This window comes from Burkholderia sp. L27(2015) (genome assembly GCF_009765705.1).
GTDB lineage: Bacteria > Pseudomonadota > Gammaproteobacteria > Burkholderiales > Burkholderiaceae > LMUX01.
This window is the reverse complement of sequence record NZ_LMUX01000017.1, coordinates 162,080-177,755: the sequence shown is the minus strand read 5'-3', so window position 1 is coordinate 177,755 and position 15,676 is coordinate 162,080. Positions and strand designations below refer to the sequence as shown.

At 58.1% G+C, this 15,676-nt stretch carries 13 protein-coding genes and 1 tRNA gene; 6 read left to right on the top strand and 8 right to left on the bottom strand.

Annotated elements, in window-relative coordinates; all coding sequences use genetic code 11:
* Positions 1-3: 3 nt before the first annotated feature.
* On the bottom strand, positions 4-849 hold the full coding sequence (locus GSQ77_RS14345) for a squalene/phytoene synthase family protein (RefSeq protein WP_158903334.1): 846 nt from the start codon (positions 847-849) through the stop codon (positions 4-6).
* 129 nt (positions 850-978) lie between these two features.
* On the opposite strand from GSQ77_RS14345, the gene GSQ77_RS14340 reads away from it, so the two are divergent.
* Both GSQ77_RS14340 and GSQ77_RS14335 read left to right on the top strand, forming a co-directional pair.
* Positions 979-1,065: transfer RNA gene (locus tag GSQ77_RS14340), tRNA-Leu, on the top strand.
* Between the two features lie 101 nt (positions 1,066-1,166).
* On the top strand, positions 1,167-1,601 hold the full coding sequence (locus tag GSQ77_RS14335) for a hypothetical protein (RefSeq protein ID WP_158903332.1): 435 nt from the start codon (positions 1,167-1,169) through the stop codon (positions 1,599-1,601).
* On the opposite strand, the gene GSQ77_RS14330 is transcribed toward GSQ77_RS14335, so the two are convergent.
* The 3 genes from GSQ77_RS14330 to GSQ77_RS14320 all read right to left on the bottom strand — a co-directional run bounded on the left by GSQ77_RS14330 (position 1,579) and on the right by GSQ77_RS14320 (position 4,851).
* Positions 1,579-2,796, bottom strand: coding sequence for a DUF1501 domain-containing protein (locus GSQ77_RS14330; RefSeq protein ID WP_158903330.1), 1,218 nt, complete (start codon positions 2,794-2,796; stop codon positions 1,579-1,581). The two genes, GSQ77_RS14335 and GSQ77_RS14330, sit on opposite strands and share 23 nt — an antisense overlap.
* Positions 2,797-2,872: 76 nt before the next feature.
* Entirely contained in the window at positions 2,873-4,366 is a 1,494-nt protein-coding gene (locus tag GSQ77_RS14325) for a DUF1800 family protein (protein WP_254067621.1), read from the bottom strand.
* A gap of 218 nt (positions 4,367-4,584) precedes the next feature.
* Positions 4,585-4,851, bottom strand: a complete 267-nt coding sequence (locus tag GSQ77_RS14320; RefSeq protein ID WP_158903326.1) for a hypothetical protein — start codon at positions 4,849-4,851, stop codon at positions 4,585-4,587.
* Positions 4,852-5,131: 280 nt separating this feature from the next.
* On the opposite strand from GSQ77_RS14320, the gene ompR reads away from it, so the two are divergent.
* From ompR to GSQ77_RS14300, 4 genes are all read left to right on the top strand, one after another.
* Positions 5,132-5,857 carry a two-component system response regulator OmpR gene (gene ompR, locus GSQ77_RS14315; RefSeq protein ID WP_158903324.1) on the top strand — a complete coding sequence of 242 codons (726 nt, stop codon included), beginning with the start codon at positions 5,132-5,134 and terminating at the stop codon, positions 5,855-5,857.
* A gap of 168 nt (positions 5,858-6,025) precedes the next feature.
* Entirely contained in the window at positions 6,026-7,375 is a 1,350-nt protein-coding gene (locus GSQ77_RS14310; RefSeq protein ID WP_158903322.1) for an ATP-binding protein, read from the top strand.
* Positions 7,376-7,587: 212 nt separating this feature from the next.
* Entirely contained in the window at positions 7,588-8,136 is a 549-nt protein-coding gene (locus GSQ77_RS14305) for a peroxiredoxin (protein WP_158903320.1), read from the top strand.
* 59 nt (positions 8,137-8,195) lie between these two features.
* Positions 8,196-8,720: a carboxymuconolactone decarboxylase family protein gene (locus tag GSQ77_RS14300; RefSeq protein ID WP_158903318.1), complete on the top strand. Its 525-nt coding sequence runs from the start codon at positions 8,196-8,198 to the stop codon at positions 8,718-8,720.
* Positions 8,721-8,768: 48 nt separating this feature from the next.
* Here the strand turns inward: GSQ77_RS14300 and GSQ77_RS14295 are convergent, their stop codons facing one another.
* From GSQ77_RS14295 to GSQ77_RS14280, 4 genes are all read right to left on the bottom strand, one after another.
* Positions 8,769-9,752 carry an HD-GYP domain-containing protein gene (locus GSQ77_RS14295; RefSeq protein WP_158903316.1) on the bottom strand — a complete coding sequence of 328 codons (984 nt, stop codon included), beginning with the start codon at positions 9,750-9,752 and terminating at the stop codon, positions 8,769-8,771.
* A gap of 3 nt (positions 9,753-9,755) precedes the next feature.
* On the bottom strand, positions 9,756-13,433 hold the full coding sequence (locus GSQ77_RS14290) for a response regulator (protein WP_158903314.1): 3,678 nt from the start codon (positions 13,431-13,433) through the stop codon (positions 9,756-9,758).
* A gap of 793 nt (positions 13,434-14,226) precedes the next feature.
* Positions 14,227-14,715: a 2-C-methyl-D-erythritol 2,4-cyclodiphosphate synthase gene (gene ispF / locus GSQ77_RS14285; protein ID WP_158903312.1), complete on the bottom strand. Its 489-nt coding sequence runs from the start codon at positions 14,713-14,715 to the stop codon at positions 14,227-14,229.
* A 73-nt stretch (positions 14,716-14,788) separates the two neighbouring features.
* Positions 14,789-15,586 (bottom strand): 2-C-methyl-D-erythritol 4-phosphate cytidylyltransferase, encoded by a 798-nt coding sequence (locus tag GSQ77_RS14280; protein WP_158903310.1) that lies wholly within the window; start codon positions 15,584-15,586, stop codon positions 14,789-14,791.
* Positions 15,587-15,676: the final 90 nt, after the last annotated feature.

Genomic DNA, 15,676 nt, shown 5'->3' with positions numbered 1-15,676 from the left:
AGATCAGTGCGCGCCACGCCACGTCAGCCACAGCATGCGCAAAGGCGTCAGGAAAATCTGCTGATGCAAGACCTGAAAGTGTGAGGCCTCGATTTCGCCTAGCGTCGCCAATGCAATCGCAGCCTGCGCCCCCAGCGTGGCTCGCGCGGCACGGGACGTGGCCGGATCCGTCCGCAGTTTGACCAGTGCGGTTTGAATCGCGTCGCGCGCGCGCGTGACCTGGAATGCCATTAGCGCTGAAAAAGCCTCGCTATAGCGGCGATTGACCACATCGGCCGCGGTTACCCCAAAGCGCTGCAACTCGTCGACCGGGATATAAATTCGGCCATGCCGGGCGTGTTGACCGACATCGCGCAGCAGTTGTGTGAGCGTCAGTGCGTGACCGAGCTGAGCGGCGGCCTCAAGCCCCGCGCTTGAGCGTATGCCTGCGCCGCGCGCTATCAGCAGCGCGCCTTGGCCACCCACCTTGAGCAAGTATTGATTGAGTCCCGCGTAGTCAAGATAACGCGCTTGTTCGAGATCCATCGCGTATCCGTCCGCCACCGCTTGCAAGGCGGCCAATTCGCTCGCGGGTTCCCGTAGATGTGCGGCTAGCGCGCGCGTCACCGGATGGGCCGGCGCGGCGCCGGCGCCACCTGCCAGGCTTTGCAGTTCGCGCTGCCACCACACGAGTTTGGCTTGCCCGACTGCGACCTCGCTGCAGGTCTCGATCGTCTCTTCGAGCTCGCGCCGATATGCGAATAGCGCGGTGAGACCGGGCCGGTCGGCAGCCTTCGCCTGGCGCAAGGTGTAATACACGGCGGAGCCGGCAGGCGCGGCTTTTTGTTGGCAATAGTGGTCGAAGTTCACGCGGTCGTGGGTAAGATAAGTGGGAAGCGGTGATGATAACCGCGGTTGGCCGCGCCATCCCACTACATGAAGTGCACCGCATGGTGCTGGATTTAGCAGGTGTTCACAGGGTATAATCTCGCGCTTCGGGCGACCGTGGCGAAATTGGTAGACGCAGCAGGTTTAGGTCCTGCCGGAAGCAATTCTGTGGAGGTTCAAGTCCTCTCGGTCGCACCACCCGAATTCCTCGATTGCTGGCAATTCTGCAATATCAATGGCGCGCGCGGCGAATTGGCCGTGGAAGTCGACGGCGTACACAGCGAGATATTTCTACGTCAATGAAAATTCGAATCTTGCTTGGAATAGTGGCCGCGTTGGCAACGCTTGCGAGCAGCGGATGCGCCATCGATCGATACTCGCTCGATAGCAGCAATCTTGCCGCTTGCAAACAAGCGGTTCAGGCAGATGATCAATGGCGCACCGACCCCGCCTTCAAGATCGTTTATGCCACGCAGAGCCACGACGGCAAGCGGGTTTTCATCGGCGCCGAGGTCGAAGGCAATTCCGGTGCGATTGCGCGATTCTTCTACTTCAAAACTCCTACCCCGAAAAAAACCGCCTCGGCGGAGTGTCTTTTCGATGGCGCCAAGTTGAGTTCATGGCACTGGGTTTCGGCGCCCCCGAAAGTCGTGCCGAAATCCGATGTGCCGGAACCTGCGCCCAAAACATCGGCAAACGAACCGATCCAGATCAAGCCCGCAGCAAAGGCATAGGCGTGAAGCGTTTTTCGAGCACCTGCAACGAATCCAAACCCCACCAGCGCTCCAGCACGGTCGCATAAATCGAACGAAAGTCGACGCCTACCGGCAAGTTGCCGCTACCGTCCAGGCTCGCCAATACGGGCGGCACGCCGTGCAAGCCTCCCTGTACCCGACCGCCCGCTACAAAATGAGGCGCGACCGTACCGTGATCGGTGCCCTCGCTTTGATTTTCGCGCGGCCGCCGTCCGAATTCCGAGTAGGTCATGATCAAGGTCGATTGCCAGCGTCCGAGTTCGCCCAGCGCCGAGCGCAGCGCGACCATACCGTCCGCCAGCTGCTTGAGTAGGCTCGCTTGTTGTCCCAACTGATTCTGATGCGTATCGAAGCCGTTGAGCGTGAGCCGGATCACGCCGACGCCCTGCCCCGCGATGGGCTGGCCTGTCGTGGTGTCGGCCGCGCCCAGCACCTGCATCGCCGTCCTCACTGAGGTACCGAATGCACCGCCAGGGAAACTGGTTTTGAATGCATATTGGCCTTCGCGCGGTCGCAGCCCGTCAGCGGCTTTCAGGATATCGTTTTCGACCAACAGGATATGTTCGAGCGAGGGATTCGTTTCGTGGATACGGGCCGGCATCGCCAAACGCGATTGCCGCAAAAATTGCTCCGGATTGACCAGTGCAATGGCACGTGCCCCATTGGCCAGCGGCCCCATCTCCGCGCTGCCGATTACCACGCCGTCAGCAGCAAAACCATGCGGCACGGCGCGCTCGGAAAAAGCGCGCGTCAACCAGCCCTGCGTGAGGAATTCGTCTGAGCGCGAACCCGTATCCCAGATCTCGATCGAGCGGAAGTGCGAAAGATTGGGTGCAGGGTAACTGACACCCTGGACGATCGCCAGTTCACCGCATTTCCACATCGGCATCATGGCCTGCAGCGATGGGTGCAGCCCCGTACGCTCGTCAAGCTGGATGACCTGCCCGCGCACAATACCTACTTTGGGACGCAGGTTGTAGTACGCCGGGTCCGCGTACGGAATGACGGTATTGAGTCCGTCGTTGCCACCCTTGAGTTCGATCAGAATCAACAGGTTGTCATAGCCGGGCGTCAAGCGCCTGTCCGCGGCGTTAGCGTCAGCGTTGGCCGCCGAAGACCAGCTCAGCGGCACGCCGAGGCTCGCTGCAAGCGCAATAAAGTCACGTCGATTCATGAAACACCTCGCTAGCACAGCACCGAGCGCCCACCCAGGCGACAGCCACGCCGGGCGTCCTATGGGTCAACAACATTTACTTGAGTTGATACGTGGGATCCATCAGCAACGCTTGCAAATAGGCTTCGCTGGTCACGCCATCTTCGACAGGATCGAACGGCGTCGTTGGCAGCACGGCCTTTTGCATCTGCAGCTCCCGCGATAGCGACGGTTGCTGTTGCGGTTGCAGCTCAAACTGCGCCAGCCACGCGTCCAGGTCGAAGCGGATGCCGGCACGCACGCTGGCCGCGCGACGTGTGGACTCCTGCGCTGCGGCGCGGGCCGACAAGCTGTTCGCTGCACTCGCTGCGACCGCGACCATGGCGGCTTGCGTACGCGCCCCCTCGCTGGCCCGCATCCATTGTTCGGTGAGCTGTTTGCGCGCGAGCAGTGTCGAGCTGTCGATCCAACTGGAACCGCCAGGCCAGCCCTTGACGTTGGGTGGGTAGAAGAGGTTTTGGCCCAGGCTGCGCATGGCATTGGCCAGGGGCTGCGTGCTGTCGTAGCTGAAATTGAATTGACGCACCGTGCCTACGACGAATTCTGCCGGCGATTTCACGAGCGCTGCGCGATTGTCGAGTGCCCAGAAACCTTTGCTCAGAAACAAGCGGCGCAACACGACCTTGATATCGTAGTGGCTGGCGCGAAACGCATCCGCTATCGGCGTCAATTCGGTGTAGTCGACAGTAGGTGAAACGAATTCACGCCACAATTTGGCGCTAATCAAGGTTGCGGTTTCCGGACGGCTGAGCAAAATATCGAGCACCTGGTCGCCATCGAAATCGCCGGTCTGCCCCAGCACGGTTTTCTCGCCCGTATCATGAAACTGAGGCCGCCACATATAAGCGAGCGTATCGGGATCGATGCTCCAACCCGTGTAGGCGCGTGCCGCTTCCTTGATATCCGCTTCGCTGTAGTGCCCTTCGCCCAGCAAGAACAACTCCATCGCCTCGCGCGCGAAATTCTCGTTGGGACGGCCTTTGCGGCTGTTCGCACCATCGAGATAGATCAGCATGGCCGGATCTTTGGCCACCGCGTGCAGCATGTCGCCAAAATTGCCGAGCGCGTCGCGGCGCAGCAGTACGTTTTGCTGATACATCAGCTGTGGGCGCCGGACCTTGTCCTGCCCGGAGGTGAAATGGTTATGCCAGAACAAGGTCATGCGTTCGGTCAGCGGCGACGGCGTCACGATCATTTCGCGCACCCACCAGGCTCGCAATTCCTCATAGCGTTTGGCGCGTAGACGCTGACGGTCGCGTACCTCATCGGGTGTGTACTTATTTCGTTCATCCCGATTTGCGGCGGGTTCGTTGACCCAATCCGGCGGCAGAGTCACGGCTCGCGTGAGCGTGCCCGTGAGCAGCCGATCGACCGCCTGCTCACGGCTCAGGCCGACAAACGGACGTACCTCGTTCTCGTCGGGCTGAAAACCGGTTCGCGCCAGCAAGAAGCGCGCGTCGTCGGTATCCAAGCCTATGGCCGCGACTGCCACGGCCTTGCGATGTGTCTTGGCCTGTCGTGCCGGTTGCATGGCAGTTGCCATCGCCGTGCCGGAAATCAGCAGGCACGCGCTAAAAAGAGCCGCGATTAATACGGTCGCTCGGTGCGATGCTGGGAAAACCTTGCTGCTCATGTTGGTCGATGCGAGGGATAACACTGACTCGGATAACATGCCCTGGATGGAGCCAAATTCGGCAACCCAATTCAGAGCCACATTCTCTTGTACGAGACTATCGAGGTTGAGTTCCGTCAGCGCTTGTAGCCTTCGCGCGCGGCGTCTTCAACGTGCTGGCGCAATAATTTGCGTTCCGCCACATTCATATGGCCGGCGCGTCGTTGCGCGACTTCCGCATCGCTCGCGTTGGTCGGGCCCGAAAGGAAGCGATGGCTGCCGGCCGTCGGCGCAGAAGCTGCGCCTGGCGTGTCTTCAGCCGCTTGTGCCGACCCTAGCCCTGCGTTGAGCACCGCTACGGATAAAATCAGAATTGCGAGGCCCAGCTTGTAATGCGCCAACATGATTAGCCTTGAAATGACTTGTCCAGCATTAAACGTTTATCAACCGGCGGAATCAATACACCTAACCGACCTGCGTGATGGAGCCACGTAGCGAGCCACCTAAGCGAGCCAGGTAAGCAGGCCACGTTTTTAACCCAAGCTTTTAACCCAGCTTCACCCCGAAATGAGTGTACGCGCCACGCCGTTTTCGGTTAGAAGTAGGCTGGTAAAGTGTGTAACCCTTTGTTACCCCTAGCCTCGCCAAAATAACGGCGGAGGCGAACCACGCTAAGATGACACTATGGAAACCAAAAACCCATCAAAAATTCTGGTCGTCGACGACGATCCGCGCTTGCGTGATTTGCTGCGCAGGTATCTCGGCGAACAGGGCTTTAACGTCTACGTCGCCGAAAGCTCCACGGCGATGAACAAACTTTGGGTGCGCGAGCGCTTCGACTTGCTGGTGCTCGACCTCATGCTGCCAGGCGAAGATGGCTTGTCGATCTGTCGCCGGCTACGCGGCAGCAACGATCGCACGCCTATCATCATGCTCACCGCCAAAGGCGAAGACGTCGACCGCATCGTTGGCCTCGAAATGGGCGCGGACGATTATCTGCCCAAGCCGTTCAACCCCCGTGAACTGGTCGCTCGCATTCACGCCGTACTGCGCCGCCAAACCCCGGCCGAATTGCCGGGCGCGCCGTCCGAAACCGCCGAAGTGTTCGAGTTCGGCGATTTCGCGCTCAATCTCGCCAATCGTACCCTGACCAAAAGCGGCCAGGAAATTTCGCTCACCACAGGTGAATTCTCGGTGCTTAAGGTGTTTGCGCGCCATCCGCGACAACCCTTGTCACGAGAAAAACTGATGGAGTTGGCACGGGGCCGCGAATATGAAGTATTCGATCGCAGCCTGGACGTACAGATCTCACGGCTACGCAAGCTTATCGAGCCTGATCCAGGCAGCCCGCGCTTTATCCAGACGGTGTGGGGCCTGGGCTACGTGTTCATCCCCGATGGCGCTGCGTGAAACCCGAGGTGAAATTCAGCGTGAAATTGAGCATCAAGATCGCATGAGGGCCCGCGTGACAGGCTGCACGGCGTCGCGGGCGCGGGTGTGGCCGCTGTCGTGCACGCGAGCGCGCGTTGCCGCGCGGACGACACCGCGTGCGGCCCTGTGTCGTAAGCGGATTTGCGCATGCTGACAGGTCGCCGTACGATCACGCTCGCGTTCGGCGGGCTTTTTTGGCGCACCTTCCTTTTGATCGCGTTGCTGATTTCGGTCAGCTTGGCGGCCTGGTTCCAGAGTTTTCGCGTGATCGAGCGCGAACCCCGCGCACAGCGCGTTGCCTTGCAATTGATCAGCGTGGTCAAGCTGACCCGCACCGCACTGCTTTATTCCGATCCCGATTTACGCCGTGCTCTATTGCAGGATCTCGAGAGTAACGAAGGCGTGCGCGTTTACCCGCGCGAGGCCACCGACAAATACAAACTGCAGCCCGATCAGTCGGAAACCCGTTTGATCGAAGCGAACGTGCGCAGCCGGCTCGGTGCGGACACCGTGATTGCGGCCTCGGTCAACGACATCCCCGGCGTGTGGATCAGCTTCAAGATCGACGACGACGATTACTGGGTGGCGCTGGATCGCGACCAGCTCGATAACGTCAGCGGCTTGCAGTGGGTAGGCTGGGGTACGTTTGCGCTCGGTCTTTCCCTGCTGGGCGCAGCGTTTATCACGAGTCTTGTCAATCGGCCGTTCGGCCGTCTTGCCTTGGCGGCCCGCAAGCTGGGCGCGGGTCAGATACCCGATCCCTTGCCCGAGCGCGGCATGGGGGTCGCGGCCGAGACCAATCGCAGCTTCAACCAAATGGTCAGTGCCTTGGCGCAGCTTGACGCGGATCGTGCGTTGATGCTGGCCGGCATTTCGCACGACTTACGTACGCCGCTCGCGCGGTTGCGGCTTGAAACCGAGATGAGCCCGGCCGACGAAGCGACCAAAGATGCGATGGCCGACGATATCGAGCAGATGGATAAAATCATCGGCTTGTTCCTCGATTACGCACGACCGGCGCAGCGCATCCCGGAAGCCGTCGACTTGTCCGCCTTGGCGGCAGACAGCGCGTCGCGGCTGGGTAGCGAAGAAGGCGTTCACCTCACGCTGGTGCTGGCGGAGCGCGCCATTATCGAGGGTGACCAGACCGACATACGACGGCTGCTGGGCAATCTGATCGAGAACGCTCGCAAATACGGGCGTAGCGCCGAGGACGGAGTTGCCCACGTAACCATACGCACGTCGGTTTCGTTTCAGAGAGTCGAATTGTCCGTGCTCGACGAAGGCGCGGGTGTCCCCGAAGACCAGCTTGAACTCCTCACCCGCCCGTTCTATCGCGTGGAGGCGGCGCGAACCCAGGCGGACGGGACGGGCCTGGGCATGGCAATCGTGCTGCGGCTGGTCAATCGCCATCGCGGCATTTTGCGCATCGCCAACCGCGATCCCGGCCCTGGTCTGGAGGTCACCGTGACCTTCCCTGCCCGGATTGGCATATAAATCGGCACATGAGTTGGCACATGACTTCGGTACAAGCGATACGTTCGTGCCCCCGAGATTGCCTTCGGATATCGTTAAACTATCGAGTGATTGATAAAAACTATTGAATACCATCATCAATAGATGTATAGTTGTCGGAGTGTAACGTTTCCGTTATGTCCACGCAGTAAAGTGGATATCCCACTTTACTCACTATCCCCAGGAGCATTTGCATGAAAACAGTTGGCGATAAACTCGAAGCGTTCAGCGTTGGTGCGGCCAAGCCGGGCTTTAACCATCACGAAGAAAATGGCGTATCGGCGTTCGAAACCATTACCGAGCAGTCGTTTCCGGGCAAGTGGAAAATCATCTATTTTTACCCGAAGGATTTCACCTTCGTGTGCCCGACGGAAATCGTCGAATTCGGCAAGCTGGCCAACGATTTCGCAGATCGCGACGCGGTTCTGATGGGCGGCAGCTCGGACAACGAATTTGTCAAACTGGCATGGCGTCGTGAGCACCCGGACCTGAGCAAGCTGAACCACTACTCGTTCGGCGACGTGCAAGGTCAATTGATCGACCAACTCGGCGTGCGCGACAAGGAAGCCGGCGTGGCATTGCGTGCGACCTTCATCGTCGACCCGGATAACACCATCCAGCACGTTTCGGTGAACAACCTGAACGTCGGCCGTAACACCGAAGAAATCCTGCGGATTCTCGACGGCTTGCAAACGGACGAACTGTGCCCATGTAACCGCGCTGTTGGTGGTTCGACGCTGTAATATAGCGAGCAGGCCCGCTACGGCGGGCTTTTTTTAACTTGGACCGATAGGAGCTTTCAATGGAATTCCTCGCTTCGATTAAAGAATTGATTCCCGACTATGCCAAGGATATTCGTCTGAACCTCGACGGCACGATCGCGCGTTCGTCGCTGGAAGGCAATGATGCCGTCGGCGTGGCACTGGCTGCGGCGTTCGCCGCCAAGAGCCCGCAGATCATTGACGCGATTCGCAATTCAGGTGTGCTGTCGCCGGAAGAGACCCAGGGCGTGCTCACCGCCGCGGCGCTGATGGGAATGAATAACGTATGGTATCCGTACGTTGAAATGGCCGAGAACAACGATTTGAAGGGGCAACCCGCTGGTCTGCGGATGAATGCCTATGCGACGCACGGCGGCGTCGACAAGCGCCGCTTCGAGATGTTTGCCTTGGCCTCGTCCATCATCGGCAAGTGCCATTTTTGCGTGAAATCGCACTTCGACACGCTGGTGAAAGAAGGCATGAGCTCGATGCAATTGCGCGACGTCGGTCGCATCGCGGCTGTTGTCAATGCAGCCGCGCAGGTTATCGCAGCGGAACAACGCTAGTCTTACACCCCTCTCACAGGGGTGTTTTTTTGCCGATGGGTTTTGAAGTTACTCCGCGGTAGACCATTTGCTTTGAATCTCAAGAAGCTCGGGTAGCTTTTCAGAGAAAACGCTCACGAGCTTCGGATCAAAGTGTTTCCCGGCGCCAGCATTGATGTGCTCGACGATCCGCTCGATTGCCCACGGTTCCTTGTACGGACGCTTCATGCTGAGCGCGTCAAACACATCTGCCAGCGCGACAATACGTGCCGACTCAGGTATGTCTTTTTCGCTCAGACCGTCTGGATAGCCGCTGCCGTCCCATTTTTCATGGTGACGCAAGGCAATTTCGGCAGCCAACTGAAATATCGGCGCATTGCTCTTGCTCAGAATGTCGTATCCGATTTGCGGATGCGTTTTCATGACAGCCCATTCTTGCTCATTCAACGGCCCCGCTTTGCACAGAATTTCCCGCGGTACGCCCAGCTTACCTGTGTCATGCATGGGGGCGGCCAATTCCAGGCGCGCGCTGCTCTCGGCATCCCATCCGCAGCCTTGCGCCAAAGCGCTGGCATAGGCTGCCATTCGCCAAATGTGCGCACCCGTATCGGTATCGTTGTAATGTCCGGCCTGACCTAGCATTAAAATCGCGTCACGGTAACTCTGTTCCAGCACCGTGGCGCGCACCATGGAGAGATGTGCGGCCACGCGCGCGCGGACAATCGATGGCGAAACCGGTTTGACGATATAGTCGACGCCACCGGCCTCGAAGCCTGCCGTTTCATGCGCCATATCGGTGTAGGCGGTGACGAAAATAATCTTGATGGCATGGGTTGCGTCGATCTGTTTGATCTTTCGGCAAAGATCAAAGCCGTCGATATCAGGCAACCCGATATCGAGCAACGCCATGGCCGGGCGGTGTTTCACAACTGCCGCCAGCGTTTCGCTGCCGTTACGCGCAAACACCAGCTTGTAACCGTCCGCCAGGATTTCTCCCATGACGGCCAGATTCCCGGGCTCGTCGTCAACGACTAGAATGGTTTGACCGCTCACAAACTATCCCTCCAGAATGATTCCATGATCCATGGCGAGCTTGATGGTCGCGGTCTCGGCTCGGCGAAAATCGAAGTCGTGCACGCACTCCTGAATGTCCGTCAGCTCCTGTGGTTGCAACGCCGTCAAAAGCTTGGCCAAGACCGGTTTGATCGGAGCGGGACTGTCTTTATCCAGCGCTTCGAGTAGTTCCACGAACAGTACTTTGAGTTCAACCTGAGACTCGAGCGATATGTCATCACTCGTCGCCGATGAGGCGGCCGAAGCCTGCGACGCGACGCGTGGGGCAAACCGTTCGATCGCCATCATTGCCTGTTCCAGCGCATCTCTCAGACGGGCCAATACGAATGTCGGATCGTATCCCGTGGACAAAATCCGCTCGGTCTCGGTCGCCAGCCGCTGTGTATCAGGCAAGGCCAAATTAGCAGCAACTCCCGCGAGTTTATGCGCCAACATTGCCGCCGCCTTATGATCATTGATGGCGAGGCTGGCGTTGATTTCCTCCACTGCGTTGCCGTAGCTGGAAGCAAATCGTCGCAAATAGTCGCGGTAGGTTTGCACGGCCGACCAGATTTTCAAGCCGCGGTTGATGTCGATGACAGAAAAATCCGATGATGGCTCCAAGTCCGGCTGATCCGCCTGACTCTCGCCTACCGACATGCACGCATCGCCGTCGGCATTCGTTTGTTTACGTCTGATCCGCTGTATCAACGCGATGGTCGACGGCACGTCGAACGGTTTGCTGATGAAGTGCGTCATGCCGGCCGCGCGTGCGGCATCCTGCTGCTCCTTGAAAGCCCCGGCCGTCAACGCGACGATAGGAAGGTCATTGAACTGCGGCATAAGGCGCAACTGGCGCGTAGCCTCGATGCCGTCCATCACCGGCATCTGCACATCCATTAACACCAGGTCGACGTCATCGGGGTGCGCCAGCAACCAGTCCAGAGCAGCTTTGCCGTCAACCGCGAGCGACGAGATCGCGCCTTGTGCGTCCAGTATGCGCTGCGCCACGTCGCGATTGATCTCGCTGTCGTCGACGATAAGCACTCGAACGCCTGCCAAGCTTGGAATGGCGGATTTTGGTACGACGTTCGGCATGTCGATGTCGGTCGCTCTCTTGCGTTGCGCCTCGACCGTCGCATTGTAAAGAGTCGATGAGGTAACCGGTTTGCTCAGAAATGCATCGACCAATTCAGCACCCGGTTGACTTGCCAGCTCCGGGAGCGAATAGGCCGTGGCCATGATAACGATGGGGCACGCACCTACCGTCGTGCGTGCACGGATTGCGCGTACGGTGGCTAAGCCATCCATGCCCGGCATTTTCCAATCGAGCACCACCACGTCAGGCAATTTTCCGTCGCCGCGCTCCAGCAATTGCGCCAACACCGCCTCGCCCGAGCGCACGGCACTGACCTGCCAACCCAAGCCCTCAGCCGTATTAGTCACCGCCCGCAATGCGATCTCGCTGTCGTCGGCGATCAAGGCGTCAATCCGGACCATATCCGGAGAAGAAAAGGCGGTGCTGGGGATCAGTTGCAGGGGCACCGTGAACCAGAATTCGCTGCCCTGGCCAAGCGTGCTGTTCACGCCAATCTCGCCCCCCATCAAGCTCACCAATTGGCGGCAAATGGTCAGCCCAAGACCGGTGCCGCCGAAACGGCGGGTGGTCGAGCTGTCGGCTTGCGTGAACGCCGAGAACACGTCGCTTTGCAGCACGGGCGCGATGCCGATACCGGTGTCAAGGACGGCAAAACGGAGCATGACGTTCTCTTCATCCCGGGACACCAAAGAGATACGCAGCTCGACCTGACCAACCTGCGTGAACTTGATGGCGTTGCTGGTCAGGTTATTCAATACCTGCTCCAGCCGCAACGCATCACCCCGTACTGACGAAATGCCTGCCGGCAGGGGCTGGATGATCAACTGGATATTTTTGTCTGCGACAGCGAGACCCATGGTAACGGCAAGATTGTCGATTACATCGTTCAGACGAAATGGCGCCTGTTCAATGACCAGGTGGCCGGCTTCGATTTTGGACACATCCAGAATGTCATTGATGATGCTCAGCAACATACGCCCCGACGCCACGATTTTGCGCACCATGCCGCGAGCGTCCAGATCGAGCCGTGCCTGTTCCAAGAGGTAAGCCAGGCCGAGAATGGCGTTGAGTGGCGAGCGGATCTCGTGACTCATGTTGGCCAGAAAATCGGCTTTGCTGCGATTGGCGGCTTCTGCGGCATCGCGCGCCTGCAGCAATGCGGATTCAGCGTGTTTCTGAGCAGAAATGTCCTGTGCGAAAACCAGCGTAGCAGGCCCATCGACCAACTCGACGCGGGCGGTAGTTTTGAAAACGGGTATCAGACGGCCTTCCTTGCCGAGTCCTTGCGCCTCGAACATTTGCTCGATCGGAGAGTCTTCAATAATCGACATCCCTTGCTCGTGCAATATCTCGCGAGACTCGGGCGAAATCATGGCGCTCCAAGGCAGACCCGTCAGGTCGTCTTCGGGCAGATAGCCGTGCAGATTACGGTAACGCGGGTTGGAGTACACAAAATAGCCGCCACGGAGAATAGCGATCGCCAGCGGCGCATCTTCAATCAGAGTACGAAATCGCGCCTCGCTCTCGCTGAGCATCTGATTGTGTTTCGCCTGCTCATCCGCATCACGCCGTTCTCGTTCCAAATCGGCGGCTAACGACTCGGCGTAAGCACGTCGCTTTTGCACCCAGAAGAGTCCGCCGCAGCAAACCAAGGCGATGCCGGCGTAGAGCAATCCATAGACCAGGGCCTGGCGTTGCAGCGGCTGCGCAATAGCCGCCTGCGAGCGGCTGAGCCCGACCACGATTGCCTTGTCCATGTTTAACGAAGCAGGCTGGATGGTTTGCAACGTCATTAACCGGCGCTCACCGGTGTCGCGCACCGCCCCCGTCAGCACGCTCTCGCCCCGCCCGCTTTGAAGATGGCGACTAAAGAAGGTACCTGGCTGGCTGACGTCGTTGCCATCGATACCAGGCCGCGTCGGGAAATTGACCAATAGCCGACCGTCGCCATGCACCACGAAACCCCAGGCATCGGGCGCGTAGCCGACAGGCAAAAAAGAGTCAGTGAAGAAAACTTGATTGAGCCCTGCGACCATCAGGCCTGCAAATTCACCGTGGGTGCCGGGCACCATCCGGGAGATAGTGATGAGCAAGCCACCGCCCTCTTTATACAACTGGAAAGGTGCGGAAACATACAAAGTACGCTCGCTAGGATTATCCCTGGCAGCCTTAAAGTAGGCTTCGTTACCTAAATCCTTGCCTAGCAAGGCAAGTTCGGAGGTCGCGGTGACGTGGCCGTTGGCATCCAGCACGAGAAAAACACACGCGCCTTGTATCGCGGTCTGCAGTGTTTCCAAACGTAGCGTTAAACCGCTCGGCGAATGTGGCCTGATAGGCGCAGTCAGATAATCCTTGATTACCTTTTCCAGCGTCAGGTTTACCGTCGTCAGATTGCTTGTAATATCGTTGGAGACGATTCTTGTAAGCACGTGCAGGCGGTCGCGTTCAGTCACATCGACACGATGAATCTCGGTGACATGCACGCTCGTAAAAACCGCGCCTACAAATAGCAGCGCGGTAATCAGCAACAACCATTCAAGATTCTTTCGTCGCGAGAAAAGACCGGTCAGTGAATTCTGCATATGCGACGTTATGCCATTTTTACTTACGAACTAGTTATCGATGGGAATATTGCACAAGCAACGCTCGACCGAAGAAAACGAAAAATTAGCGCACGACAAAGAATTCAAGAACGTAGCAAAGGTCAGTTAGCTGACCAATTTTCTCGAAGCTGCTCGCCTTTCGGCACCAGGGTAAACCATTGAGGGTACGTCCCTATTCCAGCCGACATACCGATTCTTGAACAGGTCTGGTAAGGCACATACGTCGACAACGATAACAACAGTTGCGTCAGACCTGTAACAATGACAGCAAGCCAAGTTGATAGCTTTGTCGTCGCTATGTAATTCGGAGTGCTTGTATATCTCGATCTCAGCAAGACTGAAAGTAAGGATAGCTCTGTCCGTTAGAAACGAACAATGACAGGCGTGTGCAATATAAATGACGCAATCATTTGCTAGCGCCTTTTCCGCGTAAGATTTAAAAACAGCAGCGCCAGCAGGTCGGGAAGCCTTTTTGCCCATCAGCCCTGGCGCCGTTGAGATCATTATGCCCTTAAACAAATAATACTTTGTTAATTCGATGCTTTTGATTTTTAGTTTTTACACCGATGCAGCTGGAAACCCCTATTGATAATTGATGAAACGATGCCCATCCAATAACTGATTGCAGTAAGAAATTTTAAGAAGCACGCGTTAAGCTGTCCACGTTCTCAAATAAACTGGTGAGACCGCCGGGGAAATACATCTATATTGGCTTTTCGAGCGGTGTCACGTGGACGAGCGGCAAGCCTGCGGTGCTCTTGCACCGCCTATGTCAACTAATGAACCCGCGCTTGATCAGCACCACCGCTTCGGCCGCGATCCCTTCGCTGCGGCCCAAATAGCCGAGTTTCTCGTTCGTCTTGGCTTTCACGTTGACGCAATCGGCCGGTAGATCGAGATCGTGCGCCAAGTTCTCGCACATCGCCGCAATGTAGGGCGCCAGCTTGGGCGACTGCGCGATCACGGTGCTGTCGACATTGACGATTTGATAACCGGCCTGCGCCACACGCGCCACCGCTTCGCGCAGCAAGGTACGGCTGTCAGCGCCGGCAAAGGCCGGATCGGTGTCGGGGAAATGGCGACCGATATCGCCCAACGCTGCCGCACCGAATAGCGCGTCGGTAATCGCATGCAACAGCACATCCGCATCCGAATGGCCCAGCAAGCCGCGCTCGTAAGGGATCGTTACGCCGCCGATAATGAGGGGCCGGCCCGGAACCAAGGCGTGGACGTCATATCCCTGACCTACTCGAAAGTTCATAATTTAGTCCGTTCAAGAAACCATGTTGAAAAGGTAATGGAGGCGCGATGGAGAGGCACGATAGTGACTCGATTTAACCGTGCTCCGAAGACTTGCCGAGAATCGCCTCGGCAAGCGCGAAATCTTCCGGATAGGTCACCTTGAAATTGCGCAAATTGCCCTGCACCAGACGCGGAGTGTGGCCGAGCCGCTCCAGCGCACTGGCTTCGTCGGTCACATTGAAACCGTCGCGCTGTGCACTTTCGAGCGCATCGCGCAACAGCCCTAAGCGAAACATTTGCGGCGTTTGCGCAAGCCAGAGGCCATCGCGCGGCTCGGTGCGCGCAATGCGTGGGCCGCTGTGGGCGACGTTAATCGCATCAGTTGCGTCGGGCTCGTCCGTTGCGTTCGCCGCGGCCGCCGCGTCCGTTGTATGGGCCACATCAGGCGCAGCACGTTTAAGCGTGTCGGCTAGCGGCAACGCCACGATGCCGCCTACGGGATCATCCTTGACTTCGGCGACCAGCTTGCGTATCAACGTGGGCGTGATGCCGGCCCGCGCAGCGTCATGCACCAGCGCCCAGTCGTGATCGCGCGCACCGAATTCACGCAGCGCGTACAGGCCGTTGAGCACCGTCGCATGGCGACTGTCGCCGCCACACCGGCGCACCGCAAAGCGCAAGCCGTTAAAGCGGCGCGGATCGAAATGCGTGTCGTGCGGCGCGAGCACCACGAGTGTCTGGGTCAGTTCGGAACACGCGTCGAATGCGGCCAGCGTGTGATGCAGCAAATTGTGCCCTGCCACCGTCCGGTATTGCTTGGGCAATGGCGCACCGGAACGCGCGCCTATACCGGCGCAGGGAATCACAGCAAAAAGACGAGATGGAGTCACGCAGCTTCAAAGCCTGAAAAGAGGTCGGCGACGCTCATTTGAGCGGTACCGTCGGTGAAAGTCGAAAACGGATTCTATAATAACGTTCTT

Coding starts and splice junctions, on each gene's coding strand:
- GSQ77_RS14320 (WP_158903326.1), bottom strand. CDS start 4,851: ATGTTGGCGCATTACAAGCTGGGCCTCGCAATTCTGATTTTATCCGTA.
- GSQ77_RS14310 (WP_158903322.1), top strand. CDS start 6,026: ATGCTGACAGGTCGCCGTACGATCACGCTCGCGTTCGGCGGGCTTTTT.
- GSQ77_RS14290 (WP_158903314.1), bottom strand. CDS start 13,433: ATGCAGAATTCACTGACCGGTCTTTTCTCGCGACGAAAGAATCTTGAA.
- GSQ77_RS14325 (WP_254067621.1), bottom strand. CDS start 4,366: ATGCAACCGGCACGACAGGCCAAGACACATCGCAAGGCCGTGGCAGTC.
- ompR (WP_158903324.1), top strand. CDS start 5,132: ATGGAAACCAAAAACCCATCAAAAATTCTGGTCGTCGACGACGATCCG.
- GSQ77_RS14300 (WP_158903318.1), top strand. CDS start 8,196: ATGGAATTCCTCGCTTCGATTAAAGAATTGATTCCCGACTATGCCAAG.
- GSQ77_RS14330 (WP_158903330.1), bottom strand. CDS start 2,796: ATGAATCGACGTGACTTTATTGCGCTTGCAGCGAGCCTCGGCGTGCCG.
- GSQ77_RS14335 (WP_158903332.1), top strand. CDS start 1,167: ATGAAAATTCGAATCTTGCTTGGAATAGTGGCCGCGTTGGCAACGCTT.
- ispF (WP_158903312.1), bottom strand. CDS start 14,715: ATGAACTTTCGAGTAGGTCAGGGATATGACGTCCACGCCTTGGTTCCG.
- GSQ77_RS14305 (WP_158903320.1), top strand. CDS start 7,588: ATGAAAACAGTTGGCGATAAACTCGAAGCGTTCAGCGTTGGTGCGGCC.